The sequence below is a fragment of the Leptolyngbya sp. FACHB-711 genome (assembly GCF_014695615.1).
GTDB lineage: Bacteria > Cyanobacteriota > Cyanobacteriia > Elainellales > Elainellaceae > Leptolyngbya_A.
In genome coordinates this window covers 39,406-61,780 of the sequence record NZ_JACJOR010000407.1, presented here as the reverse complement: position 1 = coordinate 61,780, position 22,375 = coordinate 39,406, and the positions used below count along the sequence as shown (strand labels likewise).

Here is a 22,375-nt window from a genome sequence, read left to right as displayed (position 1 = left end):
AAGTTGATGCAGGTCTAGCACAGTGGAGTTGGCAGTGCCTTTGGTGACCTGCTGAGCCGCAGCGACAAGTTTGGGGTAAGCCGTCTGGACTCGCTTCGCGTAGCTGTCGCCCAGTTCCGTCAGGATGGCTTTTTCTTCGGGCGTGAGGACGCTTTGCTGACGGGTGCTGATTTCGGGCTGGAGTCCGATCAGGAGCCGCTTTTTGCTGGCGGTGGTCCAGCGCACCATTTGCAAGAGATGATTTCGGTAGCGAGAAATTCGCTGATCCAGCTCGGTGGTATCGGTGGGCAGGCTAGCATCAATCGTCCCTGTTGCCGAGAGCAGATTAAGCGGAGCTGTAGGCGTTGTTGATTCTGAAGGCGATCGCAGCACAAATCGCTGTGTTCCCTGCACCAAATAAAGCTGATTCAACCAGCCCTGAACGGTTTCTTTCGCTTTTGCTCCTACTGGGTCACGATCGCCCTTCAGCAGGGCATCCAGCCCGGGAATGTCAACGCCTGCCTGAGCGCTGGGCAATAGCAGATCCTCGTAGCTGTTGAGGATAATGATCCAATCAGGATTGTAGTTCGCGACCTGCTGCATCAGCATCGACAGATCGTTGCCGGAGGCGTAGCCGGGAACCGCCGCATTAATCACGCGATACTGGCGTTCCTGAATCCGGGGAGGACGGGTAAGCACCTGCTCGACCTGATCAGCACGGTAAGGCAAAACCGTAGGCTGAAACTGGTTGGGTTTACCGCGCTGTGCCTTAACGCGATCGTTGAGCAGCGTTTCCAGCCGATGGGTAAAGGTTGCCTGATCGTTGGAGCTAAGCTGTCCAAATGCCATGCCGCCGCCCAGCACAAAGATTCGCATCTCGCCTTCTGGCTTCTGAAGCGGAACCGGATCGGGGTCACGAAATCCCTGAGCGTTAATCGTCCAAAAAGAAGTTTTTTGATTGGGCTGAAGCTGGTAGCTCATGAGCGGATTTCGCAGCGCACGCAGGTTTCCCTGATAGGGCAAATCCTCATAGGCTTGTCCACGCGGGTCAGCAAAGCCAAGCTGGTACGCCTGCACTTGCTTTGCCCAGGCGGATTCGTCGCCAAACCACCGCGTTGCACCACCCGTTGTCCCAACGATCGCCCGCATCAAAAACTCTAAGCCGATCGGCAAACTGAGAATCAGCAGCACATAGAGCCACCAGGGGCGAGACTGCGTTTTGCGTTTCCAGGGGCGATAACGAGGGGAACGGCGAAACATAGTAGCAATCCTCATTCACAACTGAACTGCATTGGTCTGTTTTTGGTCTGTTGGTTGAAGGGCGATCGATTCCAATCATTCAACCTCGATTCCGATCATTCAACCTTGCGATTGAGAACGCTGATATTGAATTCTCGGACAACTCCCTTCGGCAGCACCCAGACTAAATACAATCATTCGTCTTCGTCCTAATCTCACGAATTCTTTTCAACCCTGCTGGCAAACTGACTGAAACCTACTCCTCTAGCCCGAACCAGTAATCGATCGAGAATAGAACTCATATCGGCTAAAATTTGCGATCGACTTTCCTTGGTTACAACAGGAATATGCACAAACAAACAGTCGCAGGCTGAAGCTTGATCCCAATCATTCAAGGTGTAATCCAACATTGCATAATACAGGCTATTGCAGACATACCGCCCTGCATCTTGACTAATTTCTGTAATCAACAGCCCTTCCACCAAAGAATTGAGATCAATCAAAGTTTGATACGTCCTGCCCCGAACCGTCGCCTGCTGCTCTAAACTAATCCGCGATCGAGACTCCGCCAAGCCGCACAACACCAAAATTTTAGGCTGAAGCTGCTTGAGTTTAGCGATTGTGATTTCTTTCGCCACGGGCAAATTTACAGGTAACTGCCGCACCAGTGATACCGACTCAGGCAACCCCCGCTCCTGCAAACCCACCAGCACATCATCCGACGCATTCGATCGCTGATGCTTCCGCCAGGGCGCAAAAGAAGTCAAAATCAACGCAGTTTCCATCGCAATTCGCACCGCTTATTCAAAAATCACCAGAAGCTAGCCAAAGCGGATGTTTGAAAGAGTAATAATCCTGACTCAAACCACCTCCGTGACCCCAATCCTGGTGAAACCAAACCGCCCTCACGCTCAAAATCCCCCAGAACATCCTCAAACCCGCACAACAAATCCTACCTCATCTCCCATCCCCTCATCTCCCCATCCCCCCTCATCTCCCACCCCTCACCCCCATTCCCTGCTATAACTAAAAACATCCCAATGGAGAACGATCAATGACGATCATCGCTGTGGTGGATTACGACATGGGCAACCTGCACTCTGCCTGCAAAGGCTTAGAGCGAGCAGGCGCAACGCCTCTGATCACAGACTCAGTGAAAGACCTGGAGCGGGCAGATGGGGTGGTGCTGCCGGGTGTGGGTGCGTTTGATCCAGCCATTCAGCATCTTCGATCGCGTGACCTGATCCAACCCATTCGCGACATCATTGCCAGCGGCAAGCCATTTTTGGGAATTTGTCTGGGGCTGCAAATTCTGCTGGAAGGCAGTGAAGAAGGGCGAGAACCGGGGATTGGCGCAGTGCGCGGCGTAGTGCGTCGATTTCAGCCAGAACCCGGGCTGACGATTCCCCACATGGGCTGGAATCAGCTTCAGTTGACGCAGCCGCAGTCGCCGCTCTGGAAAGATTTGCCGAATTCCTGGGTGTATTTCGTTCACTCTTTTTATGCTGACCCAGTGCGAAGCACTTCCCTTTCTGAGGGAATCGATCCTTCTGTCACAGCAGCCACCATTACCCACGGCAGCCAAACGGTGACGGCAGCCATTGCCCAGCAAAACTTGATGGCAGTTCAGTTCCACCCAGAAAAATCCTCTTCTGCCGGACTGCAAATTCTCTCGAACTTTGTTGCTTTTGTGAAACAGCAGCAGCCTGTGGGAGCAGTTTCTCGCTAGCGTTCATGTCGCTTCGGATCTACGGCAATCGTCTCCTCAAAACCTTACCGGGACAGGCAACTCGTCCGACTCCGGCACGGGTGCGAGAGGCAGTATTTAACATCTGGCAGGGCACGATCGTAGGCTGTCGCTGGCTGGATCTTTGCTCTGGCAGTGGGGCAATGGCAGCAGAGGCTCTTTGTCGCGGTGCATCGTCGGTTGTGGGCATTGAGCAGTCGAGTCGGGCTTGCGCGGTGATTCGGCAAAACTGGCAGCAGGTCGCCAAACCCGATCAGACCTTTCAGTTACTCCAAGGCGACGTGGTGCAGCGATTGCTCACCCTCAAGGGACAGCAGTTCGATCGCATCTATTTTGACCCGCCCTATGACGGCAATTTGTATGAGCCCGTGCTGCAAGCGATCGACCAGCATGATCTGCTTGCTCCAGCAGGAGAGCTAGCTGCCGAACACAATCCCAGCCGGGCAATGCCAGAAGCGATCGGCACACTGGTGCGCGACCGGCAAAAAGTCTACGGCAATACGGCAGTGAGCTTTTATCGATCGCAGGCGTAGGACATCAGCTACAGCAGCGAATTCACAAAATCGGTGAGACGCTGCATTCCCTCATGAATGGCATCCAGGCTGGCGGCATAAGAAAGGCGAATACAGTCATCTGCGCCAAAGGCAATTCCCGGCACGGCAGCAACCTGCTTTTTCTCTAGCAGCGCATCGCAGAAATCGAGCGACTTCACTCCCAGCTTGCCAATGTTGGGAAACACATAAAATGCTCCGTTGGGCGGCGGACAGGTAAAGCCAGGAATGGCATTGACATAATCTAAAACCACCTTGCGCCGCTCTGCAAAAGCATTCACCATTTCGGTCACACAGTCCTGGGAACCTTCGTAAGCCGCGATCGCCCCATACTGAGCAAAGGTGCAAACGTTTGAAGTGCTGTGTCCCTGGAGCGTGGAAACCGCTTTGACGATCGGCAGGGGAGCTGCCAGAAAGCCAATTCGCCATCCAGTCATCGCATAGGTTTTGGCAAAGCCGCTGCTGACGATCGTTTTTTCAAACAGTTCGGGACTCACCGCGCCAATGCTGAGATGCTCCGCTCCGTCGTATAGAATCTTTTCGTAGATTTCATCGGATACCACCCAAATATCATGCTGAGCCACGATCGCCGCCAGCGCCCGCACTTCTGCCGGAGCGTACACCATTCCGGTCGGGTTAGACGGCGAGTTGAGGATAAACATCCGGGTGCGCGGCGTGATTGCCTGCTGAAGCTGCTCTGGCGAGATCTTAAAGCCGCCTTCGACCGTGGTGGAGACGATCACGGGTGTGCCGCCTGCTAGCTTCACCATTTCGGGGTAGCTGACCCAGTAAGGCGCAGGAATGATCACCTCGTCGCCCGGTTCGATCAGCGTCATCAGCAGGTTAAACAGCGAGTGCTTGCCGCCATTCGTCACGACGATATTTTCCGGCTGATAGGGCAAGGCATTATCTTTCTGAAGCTTGTGAGCGATCGCTTCTCTGAGTCTCGGTTCGCCTGCCACTGCCCCATAGCGGGTTTTACCTTGCTTTAACGCGGCTTCTGCGGCGGCTCGAATATGCGCTGGAGTATCAAAATCGGGTTCGCCTACGCTGAAGCTCAGCACGTCGATGCCTTCCCGCTTCATTGCCTTTGCTTTGGTATCGATCGCTAACGTCAGCGATGGTGTGACATCCCCAATCCGTGCTGCCAGTTTCATGCTTACCCCAAGACTCACAAAACTCTGAAGATTAATCGCCGCGATGCGCGTTGCCAGTTTCCCCTACCGGGTCATCGACTTGCGATCGGGTCTTTTCCACTGTAATTCAATCCACCCTACTGTATTGCAAAAGCAGGTATCAGAATGTCATGCCATCGTTATATTTATTAAGCCTAAGATATTTATTCTGGTTCTTTTTCTTTAGCGAATGCTGTCCTTGCAGTACCACACCGTTTTTGTTGCCCTTGCCGATCGCGATGGCCGGCTTGTCCCCTTCTATCAAAATCTGCTTGGACAGCCTCCTGACTTAGAGCTTCCGGGCGTTTATGCCGAGTTTCAGCTTGCCGGACTGCGGCTTGGTATTTTTCAGCCCAAAACCAATCACCAATCCGAATTTGAATCGCTATCCAGCGGCAGTATGAGCCTTTGTTTTGAAGTGCCGCAGCTTGAAGTGGCGATCGATCGACTCACCGCAATCGGATATCCACCCCCCGGAACGATCACCACTGCTTCCCACGGGCGCGAAATTTATGCCTATGACCCCGCCGGAAATCGGCTAATTTTGCACGAATCTTTGCAATAAACTAAGCTTTTGCCCAATCAGATGCCATTGAATGATCGCAAGTAGTAAGTTAGTGAGAGCCTTTCCAATGTTCTTTTCGCTTACTTTTTCTCATGCTTACGTCGGGATTGTCTCTCTGCTTTGCCGTTTTCCTGACCCTGATGCTTTGGTTAGGAGCCGCTGCAAATGTGACTGCTCAAACCTTGTTTCCGGTTCCTCTGTCTTCGCCTGCGATCGCCTCAACGCTGTTCCCAGATGAAATTGCAATGGCAGGAAAACCGCTCTTTCACTTTTCTGGCCAGCGTCCCGACCACTTAGGCGCTGCATCTGGTAAATTCGCCCCCTGCCCTGCCACGCCAAACTGCGTTAACAGCCAGACTACTCCCACCGATCAAGAGCATTTTATTCAGCCGATCGCCGTTCGCTCTAACCCCAGCCAAGCAATGGCAACGCTGAAGAACGTGATTCAAGCCCTCGATCGCACCGAAATCATCGCTGATTCACCCGGCTATCTTTACGCTGAGTTTACCAGTGCCCTGATGGGCTTTGTGGATGACGTCGAATTTGCGATCGACCCAGCAGCAAGGGTGATTAATGTGCGCTCTGCTTCTCGTCTGGGCGAGTCTGACCTGGGCGTTAATCGCAAGCGCATTGAAACGATCCGGGCGAAGTTTGCACAGCTAGAAGCGAATTCTCCTAGCTAAATCCAGCAAGTACCAGCACCGCGGCTGCGACCAGCGCCAGAATCGTCAATACTCGCCCCGCATTCGGACTGCCTTTCCAGGAGTAATTTTTATCTTTCATCAGGTTATTCCTGCCCGTTAACGTGCTGCCTTGGATTTGCCTTATTTTCCCACGTTTGCCCTACTTGTCTTCTGCTTCAAGAAGGACTACCTGCTCTAGGCAAAGCCCTTTCTAATGGAAACCTCACTGCACTCCGAAGACAAGGTGATCGCGCGGTGACGAAGATCACACCAAAGGATGATTACGATCCTGTTACCCGCGCTTGTAGAACTGCATACTGTAGAAGACTCAACTCTAGCCGAGTCATCAACAGGGAACACACGACTTGCCGACAGCTTCTTTTTGGACTGTCGGTTTTTTGTTGGCTAACTTTGCAACCTTGTATTCCCAAATTTCCCCCTCGTTATCTGCCAATCTCCAGCCATCCCCTCCCAATTCCCCCTTTGGCAGTTGGACGATCGCCCTTAGATGCCTTAAGATACAGTCTTTGCAAAGAGAAATTCTTATCCGACTGAGCGCACCCCCACGCAAGACTCATGGCTAGTGATGATCAAATGGATCTGTTTAACCTGGCGGGAATGGCTCCTGCCGCAGATTCGGCTCCGGCTGCTAACTTTAACCCTGATCTAATTCCCACCGATGTCAAAGTTCCGATTCCATCTGGGATCTATCGCTCAATGGAGCAGATCTCAGAGCACTGCAATCGGTGTCATCGCTGCGAACTGGGCAAAAATCGAACCCATGCAGTCGTGGGGCGAGGCAATGATAAGGCTCCGATCCTGATTGTGGGAGAAGGTCCGGGGCAAACCGAGGATGAAACCGGACTGGCGTTTGTAGGAAAAGCAGGACAGCTCCTGGACAAAATTCTGGCATCGGTGCAGATCACTGAAGACGACTACTTTGTCAGCAATATCGTCAAGTGCCGTCCTCCCGACAACCGAACTCCAACCGTGCAGGAAATGGATGCCTGCCGTCCGTATTTGATGGAGCAGATTCGCATGATCGACCCCAAGATTATTCTGCTGTTGGGGGCGGCATCAGTGCGGGGGATAACGGGCGACAAGCGCGGCATTACCAAGATTCGCGGGCAGTGGATTGAGTGGGACAATCGGCTCTGTATGCCCATGCTGCATCCGGCGTACCTGCTGCGAAACCCTTCCCGGGATAAGGGCAGCCCCAAGTGGCTTACCTGGCAAGATATTCAAACCGTGCGATCGAAGCTCGACGAAATTCGACAGGAAATGAGTTAATCCGATCGCCAGGAAACCTGATAGAGTAAGGCAGCCTGCGGGAACGATAGCCAAATCAGGGAGCAAATTAGGGAGCCATTTTCGCTCCCGGGACTTCCACTAACGCTTAATAAGCACACCAAAAGAAGCACACCAAAACTCTGAGCCAGCTTTTGCAGCGCAGTAGAATCTACGATCGCTCAGCGGTTTGCTTAGGCGTACTGTTTGATACTGGCATTGGTTGATGGTGGCATCGGGAATGCTTAGCGATGCGAAGCCGTTTTTCCTTCTGGGCAATCAGAACATTTCCTGAGCGTCCAACCTTGAAATGCATCTATTCTCTAGTTTTGAGCCGGACTCGCCCCATGACTTAACTGCGACTTGACAGGGACTACAATCGTAGCCTTTAATCTATTTTGCTCTTGATGAATCGCCCTGCTAACTGAGCCGTTAGGAGCGCGACAGCACAGTATTTTCCATAATCAGGATGTGATTTTATGACACCCACCGAAATGCCCGTGGCGGCTGATTCTGCTGCGACCCTTTCTTCTGCCACGGTTCCTGCTGTAACTTCTCCTCTAGCCCCTGCTGCACCTGCGACTGTAATTGAAGCTGCAAGCGTTGAAGCCAACCCAATTCAGTCTTCTGCCTACCGCGATCGCCTTAATCCCTGGTGCGTGGTACGCCTGTCGGAGCAAGCTCCGATGACGGTGGCTCGCTTCCGTCGTCGTCCCGATGCCGAGGCACATTTGCGGCTGCTGAGCCAGGCAAAACGCGATAATTTTGCGATCGTGTTTAACAATCCTTCCGAGATTGTCCCTGAGTAAAATTGTTACTGAGTAAAACTATCACTGAGTAAAAACGCTAGGTGCGCCTCACTGTTGCCCCGATCGCTGAAGTGGTTTTAAGCCACACTAACGCGATCGGGGTTTGCTTTGTCGCTGATTCAATACTCCCTTCTAGGGATAAACGCTTCCGGCTTCACAATCCCTCAACCATAGCCGAATTGCCTGAGCAATCACCCCCTGACTGCTATCTTGAGGCGGCGTAGGAGGTTCGGGGTTTACCGGATCAGGCGCATGACCAATCGCAGACTGCATTAGAACTAATCGCCAGCCCACCCGCGTCTGCGTGAGAAATAGCCAGTGGAAGACTTGCAGGTTGACGGGGCGATCGTGAATGTACAGTCGTTCTAGCGTCGTGAAAAATACCTGTGGCAGGTCGCTCTCGGTCGCGGGCAAATATTCTCCCGGTCCCTGAGTCAACGGCTCATACTCAGCGCGACCCGCAAGCAGCACATAGGTCGCACTATCCGCTGGATCGTCTGATAGGGCAGCCCGTTGACTGACACGATTGGCATAGCCGGGCAAATCCCGCAGCATTGGGGAAATGAGTTCTGATAAGCGGGTAGGGCAGGTAGCACGAGGACGAATATAACTGGAAGCTGCAATTCTTTCGCTCACGTCACTTTGATCGATCGCCATAAGTGGACGTGATGCAGCCAGCGCGATCGGGGACTGAAGCACTCCATTGCTCAAACCCACGATCGCCCCTACCACTTTAGTAATCCAGCCCGATCGCTTCAGCATTCGGTTGTCTGCGTTCATTTCCTTGATCAATTCAGCCCAATTCCTCGCAGATCCGCGCAAAAGCAGCAACGGGATCATCGGCAGCCGTAATCGGACGACCAATCACTAGATAATTTGCTCCTGCTTTCAGTGCCTCTGAGGGGGTGAGCGAGCGTTTTTGATCCCCGGCTTCTGCCCAAGTCGGACGAACGCCCGGGGTCACCAGTAGAAAGTCTTCGCCGCAAACCGATCGAAGTTGGCTTGCCTCCTGGGGCGAACACACTGCCCCCGCCAGACCGCTTTCCTTTGCCAGTAATGCCATCTGAAGCGCGTAGTCGTTTAGCTCCAGCGGAATCTTTAGCTCGAATGCCAGTGCCCGTGGCGTAATGCTGGTCAGCAGCGTAATCGCGATCAGATTCGGCGGCGAACACCCAGCAGCTTCGGCTCCCGCGATCGCGGCTTGTTGTGCCTTCTGGAGGGCAATTTCCCCGGCAGCAGCATGAACCGTGAGCAAATCAACGCCATATTGAGCAGCCGATCGACAGGCTCCTGCCATCGTGTTTGGAATATCGTGAAACTTCAAATCCAAGAAGATGCGCTTTTGTCGAGCCTTGAGCTGCTGGAGCACTGTACCGCCCGTGCTGACAAACAGTTCCAAACCCACTTTCCAGAAGGTGACCTTTGGCAGGCGATCGACCAAAGCCAGAGCCTCTTTCTCGGTGGGCACATCCAGGGGAACAATAATGCGATCGGCAGGAGACAGATGAAGCATTGCGGCAGACCCTAAGCGACCAGACGAACAAACTTGCGCTTGCCGACCTGCAAAATCTTACCGTTCAGTTCCTCCGGCTGGTTGAAGGTCAGATCCACATTGTCGATCGGCTGTCCGTCGAGCTTGACTGCTTTGCCCTGAATCTGGCGGCGGGCTTCAGAGCTGCTGCTGCAGAGTTTAGTTGCACTGAGCAGGTAAAACAGCTTGACCGGAAACTGCATCAAGGCGATCGAAAATTCCTCTGCATTCGCCGCTTCAGCAACGTTTCCGCCCGCAACCGCACTCGCCGCCTGTTGTGCGTTCTGGGCAGCTTCCGCTCCATGGTATTGGGTCACGACTTCCAGAGCAAGGTTAATCTGGCGATCGCGAGGCTGTTCGGGAAGCTGATCCAGCGGCAAGTTCGTCAGCAGCTCGTAGTAGTTCGTGAGCTGACTATCGGCAACCTTTTGCAGCTTGTTGTACATCTCCTGCGCCGACTCGTTCAAGCCCACATAGTTGCCCAGGGATTTCGACATTTTCTGCACCCCGTCTATACCAATCAAAATCGGCATCAGCAGACCGAACTGAGGACGCTGCCCAAAATGACGCTGCAAATCGCGCCCAACCGCCAGGTTAAATTTCTGATCGGTTCCGCCCAGCTCCACGTCTGCTTCGACTGCCACCGAGTCGTATCCCTGCATCAGCGGATAGAGAAACTCGTGCAGGTAGATCGGCGTCTGTTTTTCGTAGCGTTCGGCGAAGCCTTCTTTTGCCAGCATTTGTCCTACCGTCATCGTTGCCAGCAAATCCTGAATCTTGTCCAAATGCAGTTTGGACAGCCACTCGGAGTTATAGCGAATTTCCAGCTTTTCCAGGCTAAAGTCGAGAATGGGGCGCACTTGGTCGAGGTAGGTCTGGGCGTTTTGAGCTACCTGTTCCGCCGTAAGCTGCTTACGGACTTCCGATTTTCCCGTCGGATCGCCAATCCGGGCAGTAAAATCGCCGATAATCAAAACGGCTTTGTGTCCGGCATCCTGAAACGATCGCAATTTGCGGAAGACAATACTATGCCCCAAATGGATATCGCTGCCCGTCGGGTCGATGCCAAATTTGATTCGTAAGGGGCGATCGGCTTGCAGAATGCGCTGGGTAATATTTTCGTTCGGATCGGTGGAGTCTGGCTGATTGGGGAAAACTTCGCTTGTGCCGCGCCAGAGCCAGGAAAAAGAGGATTTGGAGGAGTCGATCGAGTGTTCAGCAGGCATAGGCGGCAAGATTTAACGAAAACAGAGTCTTCCAGGAAGAAAGACGTGGTCAAGATAAAACAAGATTGGTTACACTTCCAGCATTAGCCTCTGCCAGAAGGGTCACTCGCTACGCTATAAATGGGCAACCAGACTACTATAATTGCAAAATTCTAGGGAAATAACACGACTGTGTCTTCCAACACCGCTAAACCGAACCCGGTCAATCCGCGAAAAAGCGCGAAGAAGCCCCATCGAGCAGGCAAGTCTTCTCCTGTCCTGCAATACCTTCAGGGAGTTGCTCAAGTCAGTGCAGGGACACTGCTGGCGCTCACGATGCTCTCCAGTTCGGTCGTGGCGGGAGGACTGGTCGGGCTGGCGTTGAGCTTTCGCAACCTGCCAGATGTACGCGTCCTGCGGAACTATGTGCCTTCTGAAACCAGCTATATCTACGACATGAAGGGGGGGCTACTTGCCAGTCTGCACGGCGAAGCCAACCGGGAAGTCGTTGACCTGGATAAAATTTCCCCCCAACTGAAGCGGGCTGTGCTGGCGATCGAAGACAGCTATTACTTCTCGCATCATGGCATTAATCCCCCCAGCGTTGCCCGTGCCTTTCTCGCCAACCTGGAAGAAGGGCGAACCGTGGAAGGCGGCTCCACCGTCACCATGCAGCTTGTAAAAAACCTCTTCCTCGATCCGCGCCGCACGATCAACCGCAAGGTGGCAGAAGCAGTGCTGGCTTTACGGCTAGAGCAGGTGTTTACCAAAGACCAGATTCTCGAAATGTATCTGAATCAGGTTTACTGGGGGCACAACAACTATGGGGTTGAAACGGCAGCAATGAGCTATTTCAACAAACATGCCTCAGAGCTGACCCTGGGAGAGTCTGCAATGATGGCAGGGCTGATCCAGGCTCCCGAAGACTACAGCCCGTTTGTTGATTTGCAGCTTGCCAAGCAGCGGCAGGCAACAGTACTAAACCGAATGCGCGGCTTGGGCTGGATTACCGCTGCAGAAATGAAGGCAGCGCAGGCAGAACAAATTAAGCTCGGACAAATTACGGCATTTCGCGGCAGTCAGGCTCCCTATATCACCGATGCGGTGGGGCAGGAACTCAGCGATCGCTTTGGCAAAGATGCCGTCCTTAAAGGCGGAATGCGGATTCAAACCACAGTGGACATGAACCTTCAGCGCATCGCTGAGGAAACCGTGCGCCAGGGCATGGCTTCGATTCAGGGACAAGGCGTTTATGCCGATCAGATGTCACTGGTTGCTGTCGATCCGCGAACCCACTATGTGAAAGCAATGGTGGGCGGCATAGACTACAGCAAGAGCCAGTTCAACCGCGCCACCCAGGCACTCCGTCAGCCCGGATCAGCCTTTAAGCCGTTTGTTTACTACGCTGCCTTTGCAGCCGGACAATACGACCCCAATTCCACAATTTCTGATACGCCTGTCAGCTATCCTGATGGCGATGGCTACTACTCACCACAAAACTATGACGGCAGTTTCTACGGACCAATCTCGATTCGGCAGGCACTCGCCGTTTCGCGTAACATTCCCGCCATTCGTCTGGGTCAGTCAGTAGGGATTAACCGTGTAATTGAGATTTGCCGTACGCTGGGAATCAAGAGTCCGATGGATCCGGTAACATCGCTGCCGCTCGGTTCGGTCGATCTGACTCCGCTCGAAATGGCAGGGGCTTATGCCACGTTTGCAAGCGGCGGCTGGCAATCTCCCACAACGACGATCGTTCAAGTAACCGACAGTCAGGGCGCAGTCTTGCTTGACAACACACCCAAGCCTCAGCTTGTGCTAGACCCCTGGGCAACTGCTGCGCTGAATGACGTGATGCAAAGCGTGATCAGCAGCGGAACGGCAACCTCTGCTCGGATTGGTCGCCCGGCAGCAGGCAAGACAGGAACCACCTCCTCTGAGCGCGACATCTGGTTTGCGGGCTATGTGCCTCAGCTCTCTACGGCAATCTGGGTCGGAAACGATGACTATACCCCGATCGGGATTGGCGCAACTGGTGGAACGCTGGTGGCTCCGGTCTGGCGCAATTTCATGAACCGAGCTTTAGAAGGCGTACCTGTCGAGACCTTCAAGCCGATGTCAAACTTTACTCGTCCACAGTAGGCTTACACTCGGCCCCGATCGCGCTCCAGGTCATAAATCACTTTTTCAACGTACCAGTTTGGAGATTGACCAGGATAGCGAATCTGTGCCTGAGCCACGAGCCGGGAGGCCGCAGCGCGATCGTCATGCAGCAGGCGAACCAGCCTTTGCTGAAGCCGGGGACTGGCAGTGTGAAACTGGGTGCCCGAAGAATAATTCACAGCCCCACGATTTCTCCGGCTACGCGGCTCTAGATGCTCTTCTGCCCAGTTGGGGTGCATCTGTCGGTGAATGGCACTTAGGCCCACGCCTGTGGCAATGCTTCCAGCCAAAGCCAGCGCGAGGACAGCTTCTCGATTCACCCCGACGGGTTCTCCCGCACGATTCAAGCGAACCTCGGCAGACGTGAGAAGCACAGGTTGGGTAGCATGGGCGGCGTGATCAGCCGGATTTGCAAACAAACTTCCAAAGAGGGTGGCTGCCAGCAGCGAAACAGCAAACCCAGCGTGATTCAGGGAACGGGTTGAAACCATAGTGGGATGGAGCGACCGGAGCAAAAGACGATCGCAAGCAATGTTCTTTTATTATGAACAAATTTTGTGACGGAGGTGTGTCACTTGTGCTGCTTTAGTCAATCGCTGACCGTACCGTAAAACCCGTACCCGCTCGCAGTTTTAGCCTTTAGCCTGCTTTCACAATCGCTCCAAAATCTGCCAGAACGCGGGCATGGTTTCGCAGCAGCCCCAGCAGATTCAAACGGTTTTTGCGAATGTCGAGATTTTCGTCCATCACCAGCACGCTCTGCGAACCGTCAAAGAAATTGCTGACTACAGGCGCACTCTGACCGAGAGCCTCCACCAGCTTTTGATAATCGCGGCGATCACGGGCAGCAGTCGTTTGTGGCAAGAGTTGCATCAGCGCGTCGTAGAATGCCTGCTCAGAAGGCTGCTGAAATAACCCCGGCTGAATGACCAATTGCGGATCGAGCTGCTGCGTATCCAGGTTGCCCTGCGCTGCCAGCCGAGAAGCCCGATTGACCGTTTCGTAGATTTTATCGAGCATTCCGTTTCGGCGAATCGTCTGAAGGAACTGCGCTCGATCGCGTAAATCCAGCAAATCATGCAGGGCACGGTCGGTATATTCGGGGTCGTTTTCGCCCAGCACAGCATTAATCAGGTCATAGTCGATGGCGCGATCGTCCTCTAACAGAGTGCGGATGCGCTGTAAGAAGAAATTGCGGAGCTGAATTTGCAGGCTGTCTGCCTGGTCAATGCCTTTAGGCAGAGCGGTTTTGAGGAGATGGATGACCTGCCCAATCAGGCGATCGAGATCGATCGATAGGTTTGCCGCCCAGATAATATTTACGATCGCGGTGGCAGCCCGCCGCAACGCAAATGGATCAGCAGAACCTGTTGGAATTTGCCCGATGCTAAAAATGCTTACCAGCGTATCCATTCGGTCTGCCAGCCCCACGACTTGACCCAGCAGCGATATCGGCAGGCGATCGGCTGCACTGCGCGGCAGGTAATGCTCGTAAATTGCCTTCGCAACAGCAATCGGCTCTCCGCTGACCAAGGCATATTTTTCGCCCATCACCCCCTGCAATTCAGGGAACTCACCCACCATTTGCGTCACCAGATCAGCTTTGCACAGCAGGGCAGCCCGTTGAACACTCGCCCGATCGGATTCGCTCACTCCAAGCTGATCGGCAATGGCAGCGGCAATTTGCACAATTCGATCGACCTTCTGGCGCACCGAACCAAGCTGTTCCTGAAAAGTGACGGTTTCTAACCGGGGCAGATAGGCTTCTAGAGGCTGTTTGCGATCGACATCAAAGAAATATTTGCCGTCCGAGAGCCTTGCCCGAATCACGCGCCCATTTCCGGCAGCGATAATATCTGCTTTTTGCGGGTCGCCATTGGAAATCGTAATAAAGTAGGGCAGCAAATCAGACGATTCCTCAGACTTCAGCACCGGGAAATATCGCTGATGGCTTTCCATCTCGGTTACGATAACTTCTGCCGGAAGCTCTAGAAATGCTGCGTCAAATTTGCCGACCACTGCAGTGGGATACTCCACCAGATCGCGCACTTCTTCCAGCAGACCTGGATCGATCGAGGCATACCCTCCCACGGACTGAGCCACCGCCTGTGCCTGATCCTGAATTTTGATTTCACGCTGCGTCGAGTCTACCTCGACAAAAGCATCTCGCAAGCTAGACACATACGATTCTGCCTGACTAAGGCTAATGGGCTCAGGATGCAGCACCCGATGCCCCTGAGAAATTCGATCGCTTGTGTAAGTTTCGGAGCCATTTACGAGCGTAAGCGGCAAAACGGCATCGTTCAACAAGGCAACCAGCCAGCGAATTGGACGAGGAAAGCGCAAATCGCCATCGCCCCAGCGCATAAACCGCTTGCCTTCTAACCCAGAAATCCATTGCGGCACGAGTTCGGTCAGCACCTCGGCGGTTGGACGACCCGCGATCTTTTGCTGCACAAACACAAACTCGCCTTTGTCGGTCGATCGAATTTCTAGTGCAGACAGATCCACCCCCCGCGATCGCGCAAATCCCTCAGCCGCCTTGGTGGGCTTGCCGTCTTTAAAAGCTACCTGAGCCGCCGGACCCTTAATTTCTTCTTCGCGGTCGGGTTGCTGGGCGGGCAGTCCTTTCACCAGAACCGCCAAACGGCGCGGTGTCGCGTAAACTTCAACGGCATCGAACCCCAAAAACACTTCCGTCAGGCTTGCGGGAACGATCGATCGCCACTGAGTCAGCGCGTCGTTCACAAAACTAGCGGGTAATTCCTCGGTTCCAACTTCCAACAAAAACGATGTCATAGCTCCCACTCGCCCAAACAGACACGGTCAGCCTAAAAGCCAATTTTTCTAGTTTAACCTGCTCTGTCCACTTGAACCTTGCCGTAGCGCAGTAATTCGGCAGAGCAAAGTAAAATAGCCCCGATCGCCCCAGGGCAGAAGTGGGCAAAGCAATCTTTTGATATTGACCTGAGATTGAAGCGATCGATCCAAATTTGACTTGAATCAACCCTAACCTGAACTTTTAGAAGCGGGCACCGGGAATCGAACCCGGATCAATAGCTTGGAAGGCTATGGTTTTACCACTAAACTATGCCCGCAGGAGCCTTTTCAAGGCTTACGTTCAAATCTTGATCAGAGCCTAAATGCCGAATCAAAGTCGATTAAAGACTTGATTTGAAACTCTGCATTCGTAAAGTCACGTGCGATCACCGTTTCATCAATCGCAGGAAGACCCGCAATATCAGGAAAGCAAGACTTGAAAACAGTCTGTATCGCACGATTTCCAATCTTAAACAACCTGCTGCATTTTTGCAACTCTTTTCTGCGCGGTTTTGGATAAAGCTTTTTCGAATGACTGGTTTTCCACTACAAAGATTTTGTAAAGCTTGCGGATAAGCAGGGGCAACCCTGGAAAAACTTTTATAGTCTCAGTAGGGTCTTTTGCCAGTCACTCTGGGCTGAGCATTGGCTTGTGGTTGGTCATCGATCCAGGATTTTATGAAGCAGAGGAATATGCCTTGATGATTTTTGGCTGTTTCTCCTAGTTTTTGGATGCCGATTCGATCGCGCACCCCTTCACTGCTCCAGGTAGAGCCTTAACTTCTCCAGCAGAGTAATGATGCACTTGATGATATGGTGAGAAGCATTGTTTCTAAAATTCTTCAATCTGGCAGATTTGCAGTCTGGAACGATCGCATCTGTCTGTTTTTTCCTGCGGTTCAGCCAGTGTTCCTGATTGAGTTGGTGTGCAGTCCTGTCTTTACTGCTTCTCCTTAAGAGATTACAAGAACGAGATAACAGAATTTTTTACTGAATTATATTGCTCCAAAAAGGGCACATTAACGCCTGATAAAGGATGTTGACCAGGCAATGACTGGTTTGTGTATCCTTGCTTTTTGGTTTGTTGCTATCGGCATCTGTTCGGTTCGCTCATGCTAACAGTCCTCTCCGCTCTTTCCCTCGCGCAAATTATTGCCCCTCGTCCTGGGGTTCCTGTTATTCCCCCCACTGAAATTAGAAGATCCCCTGCCGCCCCCATTCAACCGCCTCCAACCATTCCCCAGCTGCCGCTGAATCCTCGTCCGATCGAAGGTCCGATCGAGATTGTGCAGGGGCAGGAAGTCCGTCCACTTCCAGGGCAGCTTGATGACACCCCTGTATTTAACAGCAATAGTCCAGAGCTGATTCAAACTGAGGGGATTTTGCTTTCGACCTTTTCTCCCACGGGGATGAGAAGTCCAGCCGCCCACCTGAACTATCCATTTCAGGGGCGATTTGATATCTTTGCCCATCACATTGCCAGGGGCACCACGCCTGACGACGTGCGAACCCTTTATGTGGGAATTCTGATCGCCAATCCCAGCAGGCAGCCCGTCAAAATTGAGATTGGGCAGGGAGCTAGCTACCTGAGTCAGGAGGCTCCTTTCCTCGACTTGCCCGCTTATGTGGCGAACCCGATGGGAACCGTCTTTGCAGGACCAGGTAGCCGCACCACCAACGACGTGCTGCGAGGGCAGAGACAGACGCACTGGCCCACTCAAATTACCATTCCGCCTGGAGGAACCTATCTTCTGGCAAACGTGCCGATTCCGCTGCGGCGATTAACCGTGGCAACCAACGGCACACTGCCCCCTGGCTACATTATTCCCGGCTTACCCGCCCCTCCCGCTGCATCCGAAGAAGCGCAGACCGATCCAGAAGGCAATCCGGTAGCGCGTCCGCTGGCAACCGGTATCAGCACAAACAACGCGGCCGCGGTCAGTCGTCCGCCTGTGCGAGATAATCGTCCGCTCCCTAGCAATGGTCGAACGATTCTGATGCAGTTAAACAGCAATGGACCTGTTTATGTCGCCAGCCTTGCGATGTACGCACCCCAAATTACAAGAGGGGTAGAACGAGTTCCGACTCAGGTGGAATGGGAAAATTTGCTGAGGAACGGAACGTTTGCGGGTCCGCGTGATCGAATTCCGACGCCGCCCAATAGCCGATCGTTTACACGATTCTTCTACGGCCGAGTGGCAGGTGTTTCGCAGGGGACGCAGTGGACTGCAACAGCGACTGATAACTCCTCGGTAGACTATCTCAGCATTCCGCAGCCGGGACGGGCTTTTTCCTATGTCCTCAGCACGGTCGATCGCAATACGTTTGGCACAGGGCAGATTCAAAGTGCCCCGATGCTGGTACGCTACCCGGACACGGCTTATCGGGCCCATGGCAACTATGGCGTGCAGTACAACGTGACGCTGCCGCTGCAAAACAATACCGACACGACACAGCAAGTTGCCGTGATGATGCAAACTCCGATGCAGGACGAGCGACAGCGCGATGGGTTACGGTTCCGCAATCCGCCCTATGATCAGATCTTTTTCCGGGGGACGGTGCGGATTCGCTTCATTAACGACTTTGGCATTCCCCAGACTCGCTATATGCACCTTGTGCAGCGACGCGGACAGGAAGGGCAGCCACTCATCCGAATGACAGTGCCACGCGGGGCAAGGCGACAAGTTGAGCTGCAATTTATTTATCCGCCTGACGCAACGCCTCCACAAGTCGTTACGGTAAGAACGATCGAGAATCGCAGTGTTGCTGATGCCGCCCCGTCTACGACTCCTTAGAGAGTGGTTGAGCTAGAGGGTGGTTGAGCCTTGTGCGAGGGGCTTATCGGGTGGACGAATTCCTCTGGATGAATTCCTCAACAGCAGTTCGCGAACCACCCGATCGCAAACAAACCACAAACGTACTAAAGATGGCTGTCGTTTATCTAAACTAGCTCCAGCTCGTTTTCGCGCAGGTGCACCTTAAATTTATTGTCAAACCTAACCAGAAGCGGATAGTTTGCGCTGATCGGCTTGCCATGCCATTCGTTAGCGAGTGCCATTATCTCTCCTTCCATGCCCTGAATGTCAAACGCTTGGTTACGGTGAGTGGGATTGTTGTAAACCACAACTGATTCTTTGACTCGTACACGATCGCCAACTTTCATAAACAACGTCTCAAAAAATAACCTCGCAACTGCATCCTGTACCCGAAGCGGCACAGTTTGATTTGCGTTCAAATCACTTTCCTATCTTTGCATAGGTTGATCCTGGTAATTAAGGGCACTATAAAGTCGGTTGCCCCGTCTGCTATACAGCAAACTTGACCGAATGAAGTGTAACCTGCGGATACGGAGATGCTAGGATAATGGACTGGGCAGACTCCCGCAATTGTGCTACACCATTTTGCTTCACCCTAGTTTTGCTCCATACTGGGCAAATCCAACTGAGCAATCTACTCTGGGCAAATCTACCCGGGTAAAGTATGGTTTGCTAGAATCTCTGCTGATTTTTCTTTTTGAGGGTAATGCAAGCAAGTAGTCCACCCACCCCATCAGTTCCGGCAGTTTTATCACTCCTCCCTGACCCCAATGTGCCGGAAGGAGTTTGTCCGCGTCGGACTCGTCAAGATATTGATTTGCTGCTGCTAGCTATCGAAGCTCTGGATCTAGGCGGTTCCGAAGCAATTTTAGCGGCTGCCCGACAGCTAGAGCTAAGCGACGTGATTCCGAACCGCGTGGCACTGTGGAAACTGCGAGCAACAAACCCGCTCCGACGAAACAGTCAGCGTCGTCCGCTCAGCCTTACCGAGGGCAAAGCATTAGTCGTGATTACCTGCCATCTTGCCCGTCGGCTCACGGTGCTAGTGCGGCAGCTTATGTTTGCCTACGAGCAAATGGTCGAAAAACAGTTTACTCCCGACCACCATTTGCGCTTATCGAATTACCTGGAGCGGTTTCGCGCCCATTTTCGATCGCGGATGAACCCAAAACGATCGGCGGTCACTGCCTACAGCTCTGATGAAAAGCTCAACGAACTGGCACTTACCCTACTGGGTCAGCTCCTGTTTTGTACAGGCACGGCAGGAAGCCAGCGGCTCTGGAGCAGCCTGTTTGATGGAGAAGTGTCATGACGATTCAACGGCAGTATAGTTTGCCGAATTGCACCCTAGTTCTGCAAGGGGTAGGCGATCCGGCTGCTAGTGGCGGTATGGCTCATTCTTTGCTATCGATGGTTACAGGCTTTCAGTGCTATCTGGCAGGACAGGAAAAGCCGTTGTCCGGCGGGCGAGATTTGCTCAACCAGCTCATAACCACCGTGAGCGATTATGCCCAAACCTACCTCAGCGGCATTCCCCATCGATCTAAGCTTGCTAGCAATGCGGCAGGAGTTGGGCAGCGCGGCGGATCATCAGTTCAAATTGCCCAGGTCAGTCCTACGCTGCATCGCCTTTTGGTTCAGCCGCAGGAAGTTCACGTTGATAGCCCCGTCAATCCCACGGCTGCCCAGTTTGACCTGACCACCACTCAGTTTTTTGATCTGGTTGAGGCGATCGACCAAATGCTGGCAGATGGTCAAACGCTGCCCGATCTGACGCTAAATCTATCGCCGCTCCCGAAACGACAGGCTGCGGTGCAAAAACCTGCGACTCAGCAAACCGTGCCTGCCTTGCTAGGGGTTGCGGGACTGGCTGCCGCCGCCGCCGCGCTGTTCTTTGTGCCAATTCCCGAAGTGCGCCGACCGGAGCCTGTGCCGAACGCCACCAGCCAAACGCAGCCCGGAGCCTCGCCTGCCGCCAGCCCTTCTCCTGGCAGTTCCCCTGCCCCAAACGAGTCGCCTTCGCCTGAGGCAACTAACAGCTCGACCGAATCTTCGCCGATCGCTTCTCCTGTTGAGTCGCCTGCTGCAAACGCCAGTCCCGGAGCTGCTACGGAATCTGCAAATGCGGCAACCAATCCGGCGGCAGCTGCCATTCTCACGAACCGACCTGAGATTACAGAGCCAATCGAGCTTGAGCGGCTGCAAGTTGCCCTGTACGAGCGCCTCGATCGCGCCTGGAGAACTGAGCCAACTTTCAAAGAAGCGTTAATTTACCGGGTCGGGGTTGCCCCGTCAGGAGAAGTGCTGGGCTTTAGGTTTGCCAATGACCCTGCACTCAACTTTGTCAACGAAACGCCCCTGGTCGATCTGCGCTATCCCCCCAACGAGGCAAACAGCCAGGAACCGCTGGCTCAGTTTCGCGTGGTGTTTCAGCCGGATGGTGTGCTGGAGGTAAGCCCGTGGAATGGACAGGCGGAAGTCTTACCCTCACCTTCGCCCTCGCCCTGAGCGGCTATTTAAGCAGGGAAAGAATCTAGAGCAGAATCAAGGACGAACGTACGCCTGTGGTCCTGCCCAAATGCTGTTGACCGTTTGCCCGAACACGATCGGCTGATCTTGAGCCATTTGGCGGGTTTGACCGCTGGCATCGACCGCATAGAGCAACCATTCGGGATCGCCCAAATTGCCCGCTCGAAAGAGCACCTGATTAGGATCAGTCTGGCTCCAGCCCAGCAGCACGGCATTGCTGTAGTCTACCTGGGTTGGGGCGATTGTGCGGGTCAGGTTAGACGATCGATGCCAGACAACGGCAAAATCAGACGCAATATCGCTGCCAAAAATCGACTCAAACTCACGGGCAAGCACGCGATCGCCCGACTCAGACCAGGCAACCGGAATCAGAATGGCGATGCGCCCTGCCTCTTCTGGCTCAGCTTCTGCCATAAATGGGTTATCGGCAAACGGGGAAGAAGCGGTAATTGTGTGCAGATCACCCGTTTTCAAATTCTCAAGGAACAGAACGCTTGCCACTCGGCTCTGAGTGAAGTGCGTTCCCAGTTCCACCTGAATCCGGCTGTAAGCGGCGTACTCTCCGTCGGGCGAAATCAGGGAAGGACTGCGGTAGTAGCGAAATCGCGGCGTTGCGTCTGCTTTTGCTTCGGTCAGCACTGCCATAATCCAGCTCCAGGGAACCGGATAAGGACTATCGAGCGGGTCAAGCTGCACAGGGGTCATGGAATTATCGGTGTGAGGAGGATGGTCAGACTGGGGAACAGAAGTATCGGTAAAAAGCGGAGCGTGATTTCCCGATTGGTCAGTTGTGAAACCAACCGTGGAAATCGAAGCAGAAGTCGAGGTAGAAGTCGAAATCGAGTCAAAAACTGAGCGAGATAAAGCCCAGCGCGAACCTGCACCCCACACGGCACACGATAGCAAAAGTACTGACAAACACAGCCGGGACGGGCATTGCGCCGATCCCGTAGGAAGCCGTGAAACCATAGAAGTAGCCTCTGGACGACGGTAATTGAAACAGTGCGCCCAAACAGCAAAAGCTTTCTACTTCCATGTATAGCAAGGGATTACCGTTCAGGATGGTTTGCTTAGAAAATCTTTCAACTTGCCTTAATGTTGCGAAATACAGCTTTGCTACGGGCTGCTCAATCCTCAGCGATGATTCATTTCACCTCGATTACAGGTATTATTCCCGGAAAGTTTATTTTTAGCGCGAGTCCTGATCGGGAAGAAAAAACTGCCGCAAAATGCTGGACTTTGTGACCAATTGAGTTAGCATCATCAGGAATGTAAG

The 22,375-nt window shown here is 53.3% G+C and carries 20 protein-coding genes and 1 tRNA gene; 10 read left to right on the top strand and 11 right to left on the bottom strand.

Annotated features, from left to right (window positions below; translation table 11 throughout):
• Both H6F80_RS17705 and H6F80_RS17700 read right to left on the bottom strand, forming a co-directional pair.
• Positions 1-1,239: SGNH/GDSL hydrolase family protein (locus tag H6F80_RS17705; protein ID WP_190792836.1), on the bottom strand; the 1,239-nt coding region annotated here is incomplete at its 3' end.
• A 194-nt stretch (positions 1,240-1,433) separates the two neighbouring features.
• Entirely contained in the window at positions 1,434-2,003 is a 570-nt protein-coding gene (locus tag H6F80_RS17700) for a C15 family peptidase (RefSeq protein WP_190792835.1), read from the bottom strand.
• A gap of 269 nt (positions 2,004-2,272) precedes the next feature.
• Here H6F80_RS17700 and hisH point away from each other — a divergent pair, with 269 nt between their 5' ends.
• Positions 2,273-2,947: an imidazole glycerol phosphate synthase subunit HisH gene (gene hisH, locus H6F80_RS17695; RefSeq protein WP_190792834.1), complete on the top strand. Its 675-nt coding sequence runs from the start codon at positions 2,273-2,275 to the stop codon at positions 2,945-2,947.
• A gap of 5 nt (positions 2,948-2,952) precedes the next feature.
• The gene (rsmD, locus tag H6F80_RS17690; protein ID WP_190792833.1) at positions 2,953-3,498 is read left to right on the top strand and encodes a 16S rRNA (guanine(966)-N(2))-methyltransferase RsmD; all 546 of its coding nucleotides are present in this window, start codon (positions 2,953-2,955) and stop codon (positions 3,496-3,498) included.
• An 8-nt stretch (positions 3,499-3,506) separates the two neighbouring features.
• Here rsmD and H6F80_RS17685 read toward each other — a convergent pair whose 3' ends face one another.
• Positions 3,507-4,673: a pyridoxal phosphate-dependent aminotransferase gene (locus H6F80_RS17685; protein ID WP_190792832.1), complete on the bottom strand. Its 1,167-nt coding sequence runs from the start codon at positions 4,671-4,673 to the stop codon at positions 3,507-3,509.
• Between the two features lie 208 nt (positions 4,674-4,881).
• Here H6F80_RS17685 and H6F80_RS17680 point away from each other — a divergent pair, with 208 nt between their 5' ends.
• The 4 genes from H6F80_RS17680 (at position 4,882) to H6F80_RS29205 (ending at position 8,035) form a co-directional block, all read left to right on the top strand.
• Complete coding sequence (locus tag H6F80_RS17680) at positions 4,882-5,256, top strand: VOC family protein (RefSeq protein WP_190792831.1); 375 nt, start codon at positions 4,882-4,884, stop codon at positions 5,254-5,256.
• Between the two features lie 92 nt (positions 5,257-5,348).
• Complete coding sequence (locus H6F80_RS17675) at positions 5,349-5,939, top strand: DUF1499 domain-containing protein (RefSeq protein WP_242067424.1); 591 nt, start codon at positions 5,349-5,351, stop codon at positions 5,937-5,939.
• Positions 5,940-6,515: 576 nt separating this feature from the next.
• Positions 6,516-7,229, top strand: a complete 714-nt coding sequence (locus tag H6F80_RS17670) for a uracil-DNA glycosylase (RefSeq protein WP_190792830.1) — start codon at positions 6,516-6,518, stop codon at positions 7,227-7,229.
• 476 nt (positions 7,230-7,705) lie between these two features.
• Entirely contained in the window at positions 7,706-8,035 is a 330-nt protein-coding gene (locus H6F80_RS29205; RefSeq protein ID WP_199296652.1) for a hypothetical protein, read from the top strand.
• A gap of 132 nt (positions 8,036-8,167) precedes the next feature.
• On the opposite strand, the gene H6F80_RS17660 is transcribed toward H6F80_RS29205, so the two are convergent.
• Genes H6F80_RS17660 through tyrS form a run of 3 tightly spaced genes read right to left on the bottom strand, consistent with a single transcriptional unit; the run spans position 8,168 to position 10,792 of the window.
• On the bottom strand, positions 8,168-8,815 hold the full coding sequence (locus tag H6F80_RS17660; RefSeq protein ID WP_199296651.1) for a hypothetical protein: 648 nt from the start codon (positions 8,813-8,815) through the stop codon (positions 8,168-8,170).
• 13 nt (positions 8,816-8,828) lie between these two features.
• Positions 8,829-9,548, bottom strand: a complete 720-nt coding sequence (gene pyrF, locus H6F80_RS17655; protein WP_190792829.1) for an orotidine-5'-phosphate decarboxylase — start codon at positions 9,546-9,548, stop codon at positions 8,829-8,831.
• Between the two features lie 11 nt (positions 9,549-9,559).
• Positions 9,560-10,792 carry a tyrosine--tRNA ligase gene (tyrS, locus tag H6F80_RS17650; RefSeq protein WP_190792828.1) on the bottom strand — a complete coding sequence of 411 codons (1,233 nt, stop codon included), beginning with the start codon at positions 10,790-10,792 and terminating at the stop codon, positions 9,560-9,562.
• 171 nt (positions 10,793-10,963) lie between these two features.
• On the opposite strand from tyrS, the gene H6F80_RS17645 reads away from it, so the two are divergent.
• On the top strand, positions 10,964-12,913 hold the full coding sequence (locus H6F80_RS17645; RefSeq protein ID WP_518523604.1) for a transglycosylase domain-containing protein: 1,950 nt from the start codon (positions 10,964-10,966) through the stop codon (positions 12,911-12,913).
• 2 nt (positions 12,914-12,915) lie between these two features.
• Here the strand turns inward: H6F80_RS17645 and H6F80_RS17640 are convergent, their stop codons facing one another.
• The 3 genes from H6F80_RS17640 to H6F80_RS17630 all read right to left on the bottom strand — a co-directional run bounded on the left by H6F80_RS17640 (position 12,916) and on the right by H6F80_RS17630 (position 16,032).
• On the bottom strand, positions 12,916-13,425 hold the full coding sequence (locus H6F80_RS17640; RefSeq protein ID WP_190792827.1) for a hypothetical protein: 510 nt from the start codon (positions 13,423-13,425) through the stop codon (positions 12,916-12,918).
• Positions 13,426-13,573: 148 nt separating this feature from the next.
• Entirely contained in the window at positions 13,574-15,733 is a 2,160-nt protein-coding gene (gene glyS, locus H6F80_RS17635; protein WP_190792826.1) for a glycine--tRNA ligase subunit beta, read from the bottom strand.
• A 228-nt stretch (positions 15,734-15,961) separates the two neighbouring features.
• A tRNA-Gly gene (locus H6F80_RS17630) sits at positions 15,962-16,032 on the bottom strand.
• 834 nt (positions 16,033-16,866) lie between these two features.
• Between H6F80_RS17630 and H6F80_RS17625 the strand changes: the two genes are divergently transcribed.
• Entirely contained in the window at positions 16,867-18,549 is a 1,683-nt protein-coding gene (locus H6F80_RS17625) for a DUF3370 domain-containing protein (protein WP_190792825.1), read from the top strand.
• A gap of 146 nt (positions 18,550-18,695) precedes the next feature.
• Here the strand turns inward: H6F80_RS17625 and H6F80_RS17620 are convergent, their stop codons facing one another.
• The gene (locus H6F80_RS17620) at positions 18,696-18,989 is read right to left on the bottom strand and encodes a ferredoxin-thioredoxin reductase variable chain (protein ID WP_518523603.1); all 294 of its coding nucleotides are present in this window, start codon (positions 18,987-18,989) and stop codon (positions 18,696-18,698) included.
• Positions 18,990-19,276: 287 nt separating this feature from the next.
• Between H6F80_RS17620 and H6F80_RS17615 the strand changes: the two genes are divergently transcribed.
• Both H6F80_RS17615 and H6F80_RS17610 read left to right on the top strand, forming a co-directional pair.
• A complete protein-coding gene (locus H6F80_RS17615) occupies positions 19,277-19,882 on the top strand; it encodes a DUF3038 domain-containing protein (protein WP_190792824.1) in 606 nt (201 codons plus the stop codon).
• Complete coding sequence (locus H6F80_RS17610; RefSeq protein WP_190792823.1) at positions 19,879-21,078, top strand: DUF4335 domain-containing protein; 1,200 nt, start codon at positions 19,879-19,881, stop codon at positions 21,076-21,078. The genes H6F80_RS17615 and H6F80_RS17610 overlap by 4 nt, the downstream gene beginning before the upstream one ends.
• Positions 21,079-21,114: 36 nt before the next feature.
• Here the strand turns inward: H6F80_RS17610 and H6F80_RS17605 are convergent, their stop codons facing one another.
• Positions 21,115-22,068 carry a hypothetical protein gene (locus tag H6F80_RS17605; RefSeq protein WP_199296650.1) on the bottom strand — a complete coding sequence of 318 codons (954 nt, stop codon included), beginning with the start codon at positions 22,066-22,068 and terminating at the stop codon, positions 21,115-21,117.
• Positions 22,069-22,375: the final 307 nt, after the last annotated feature.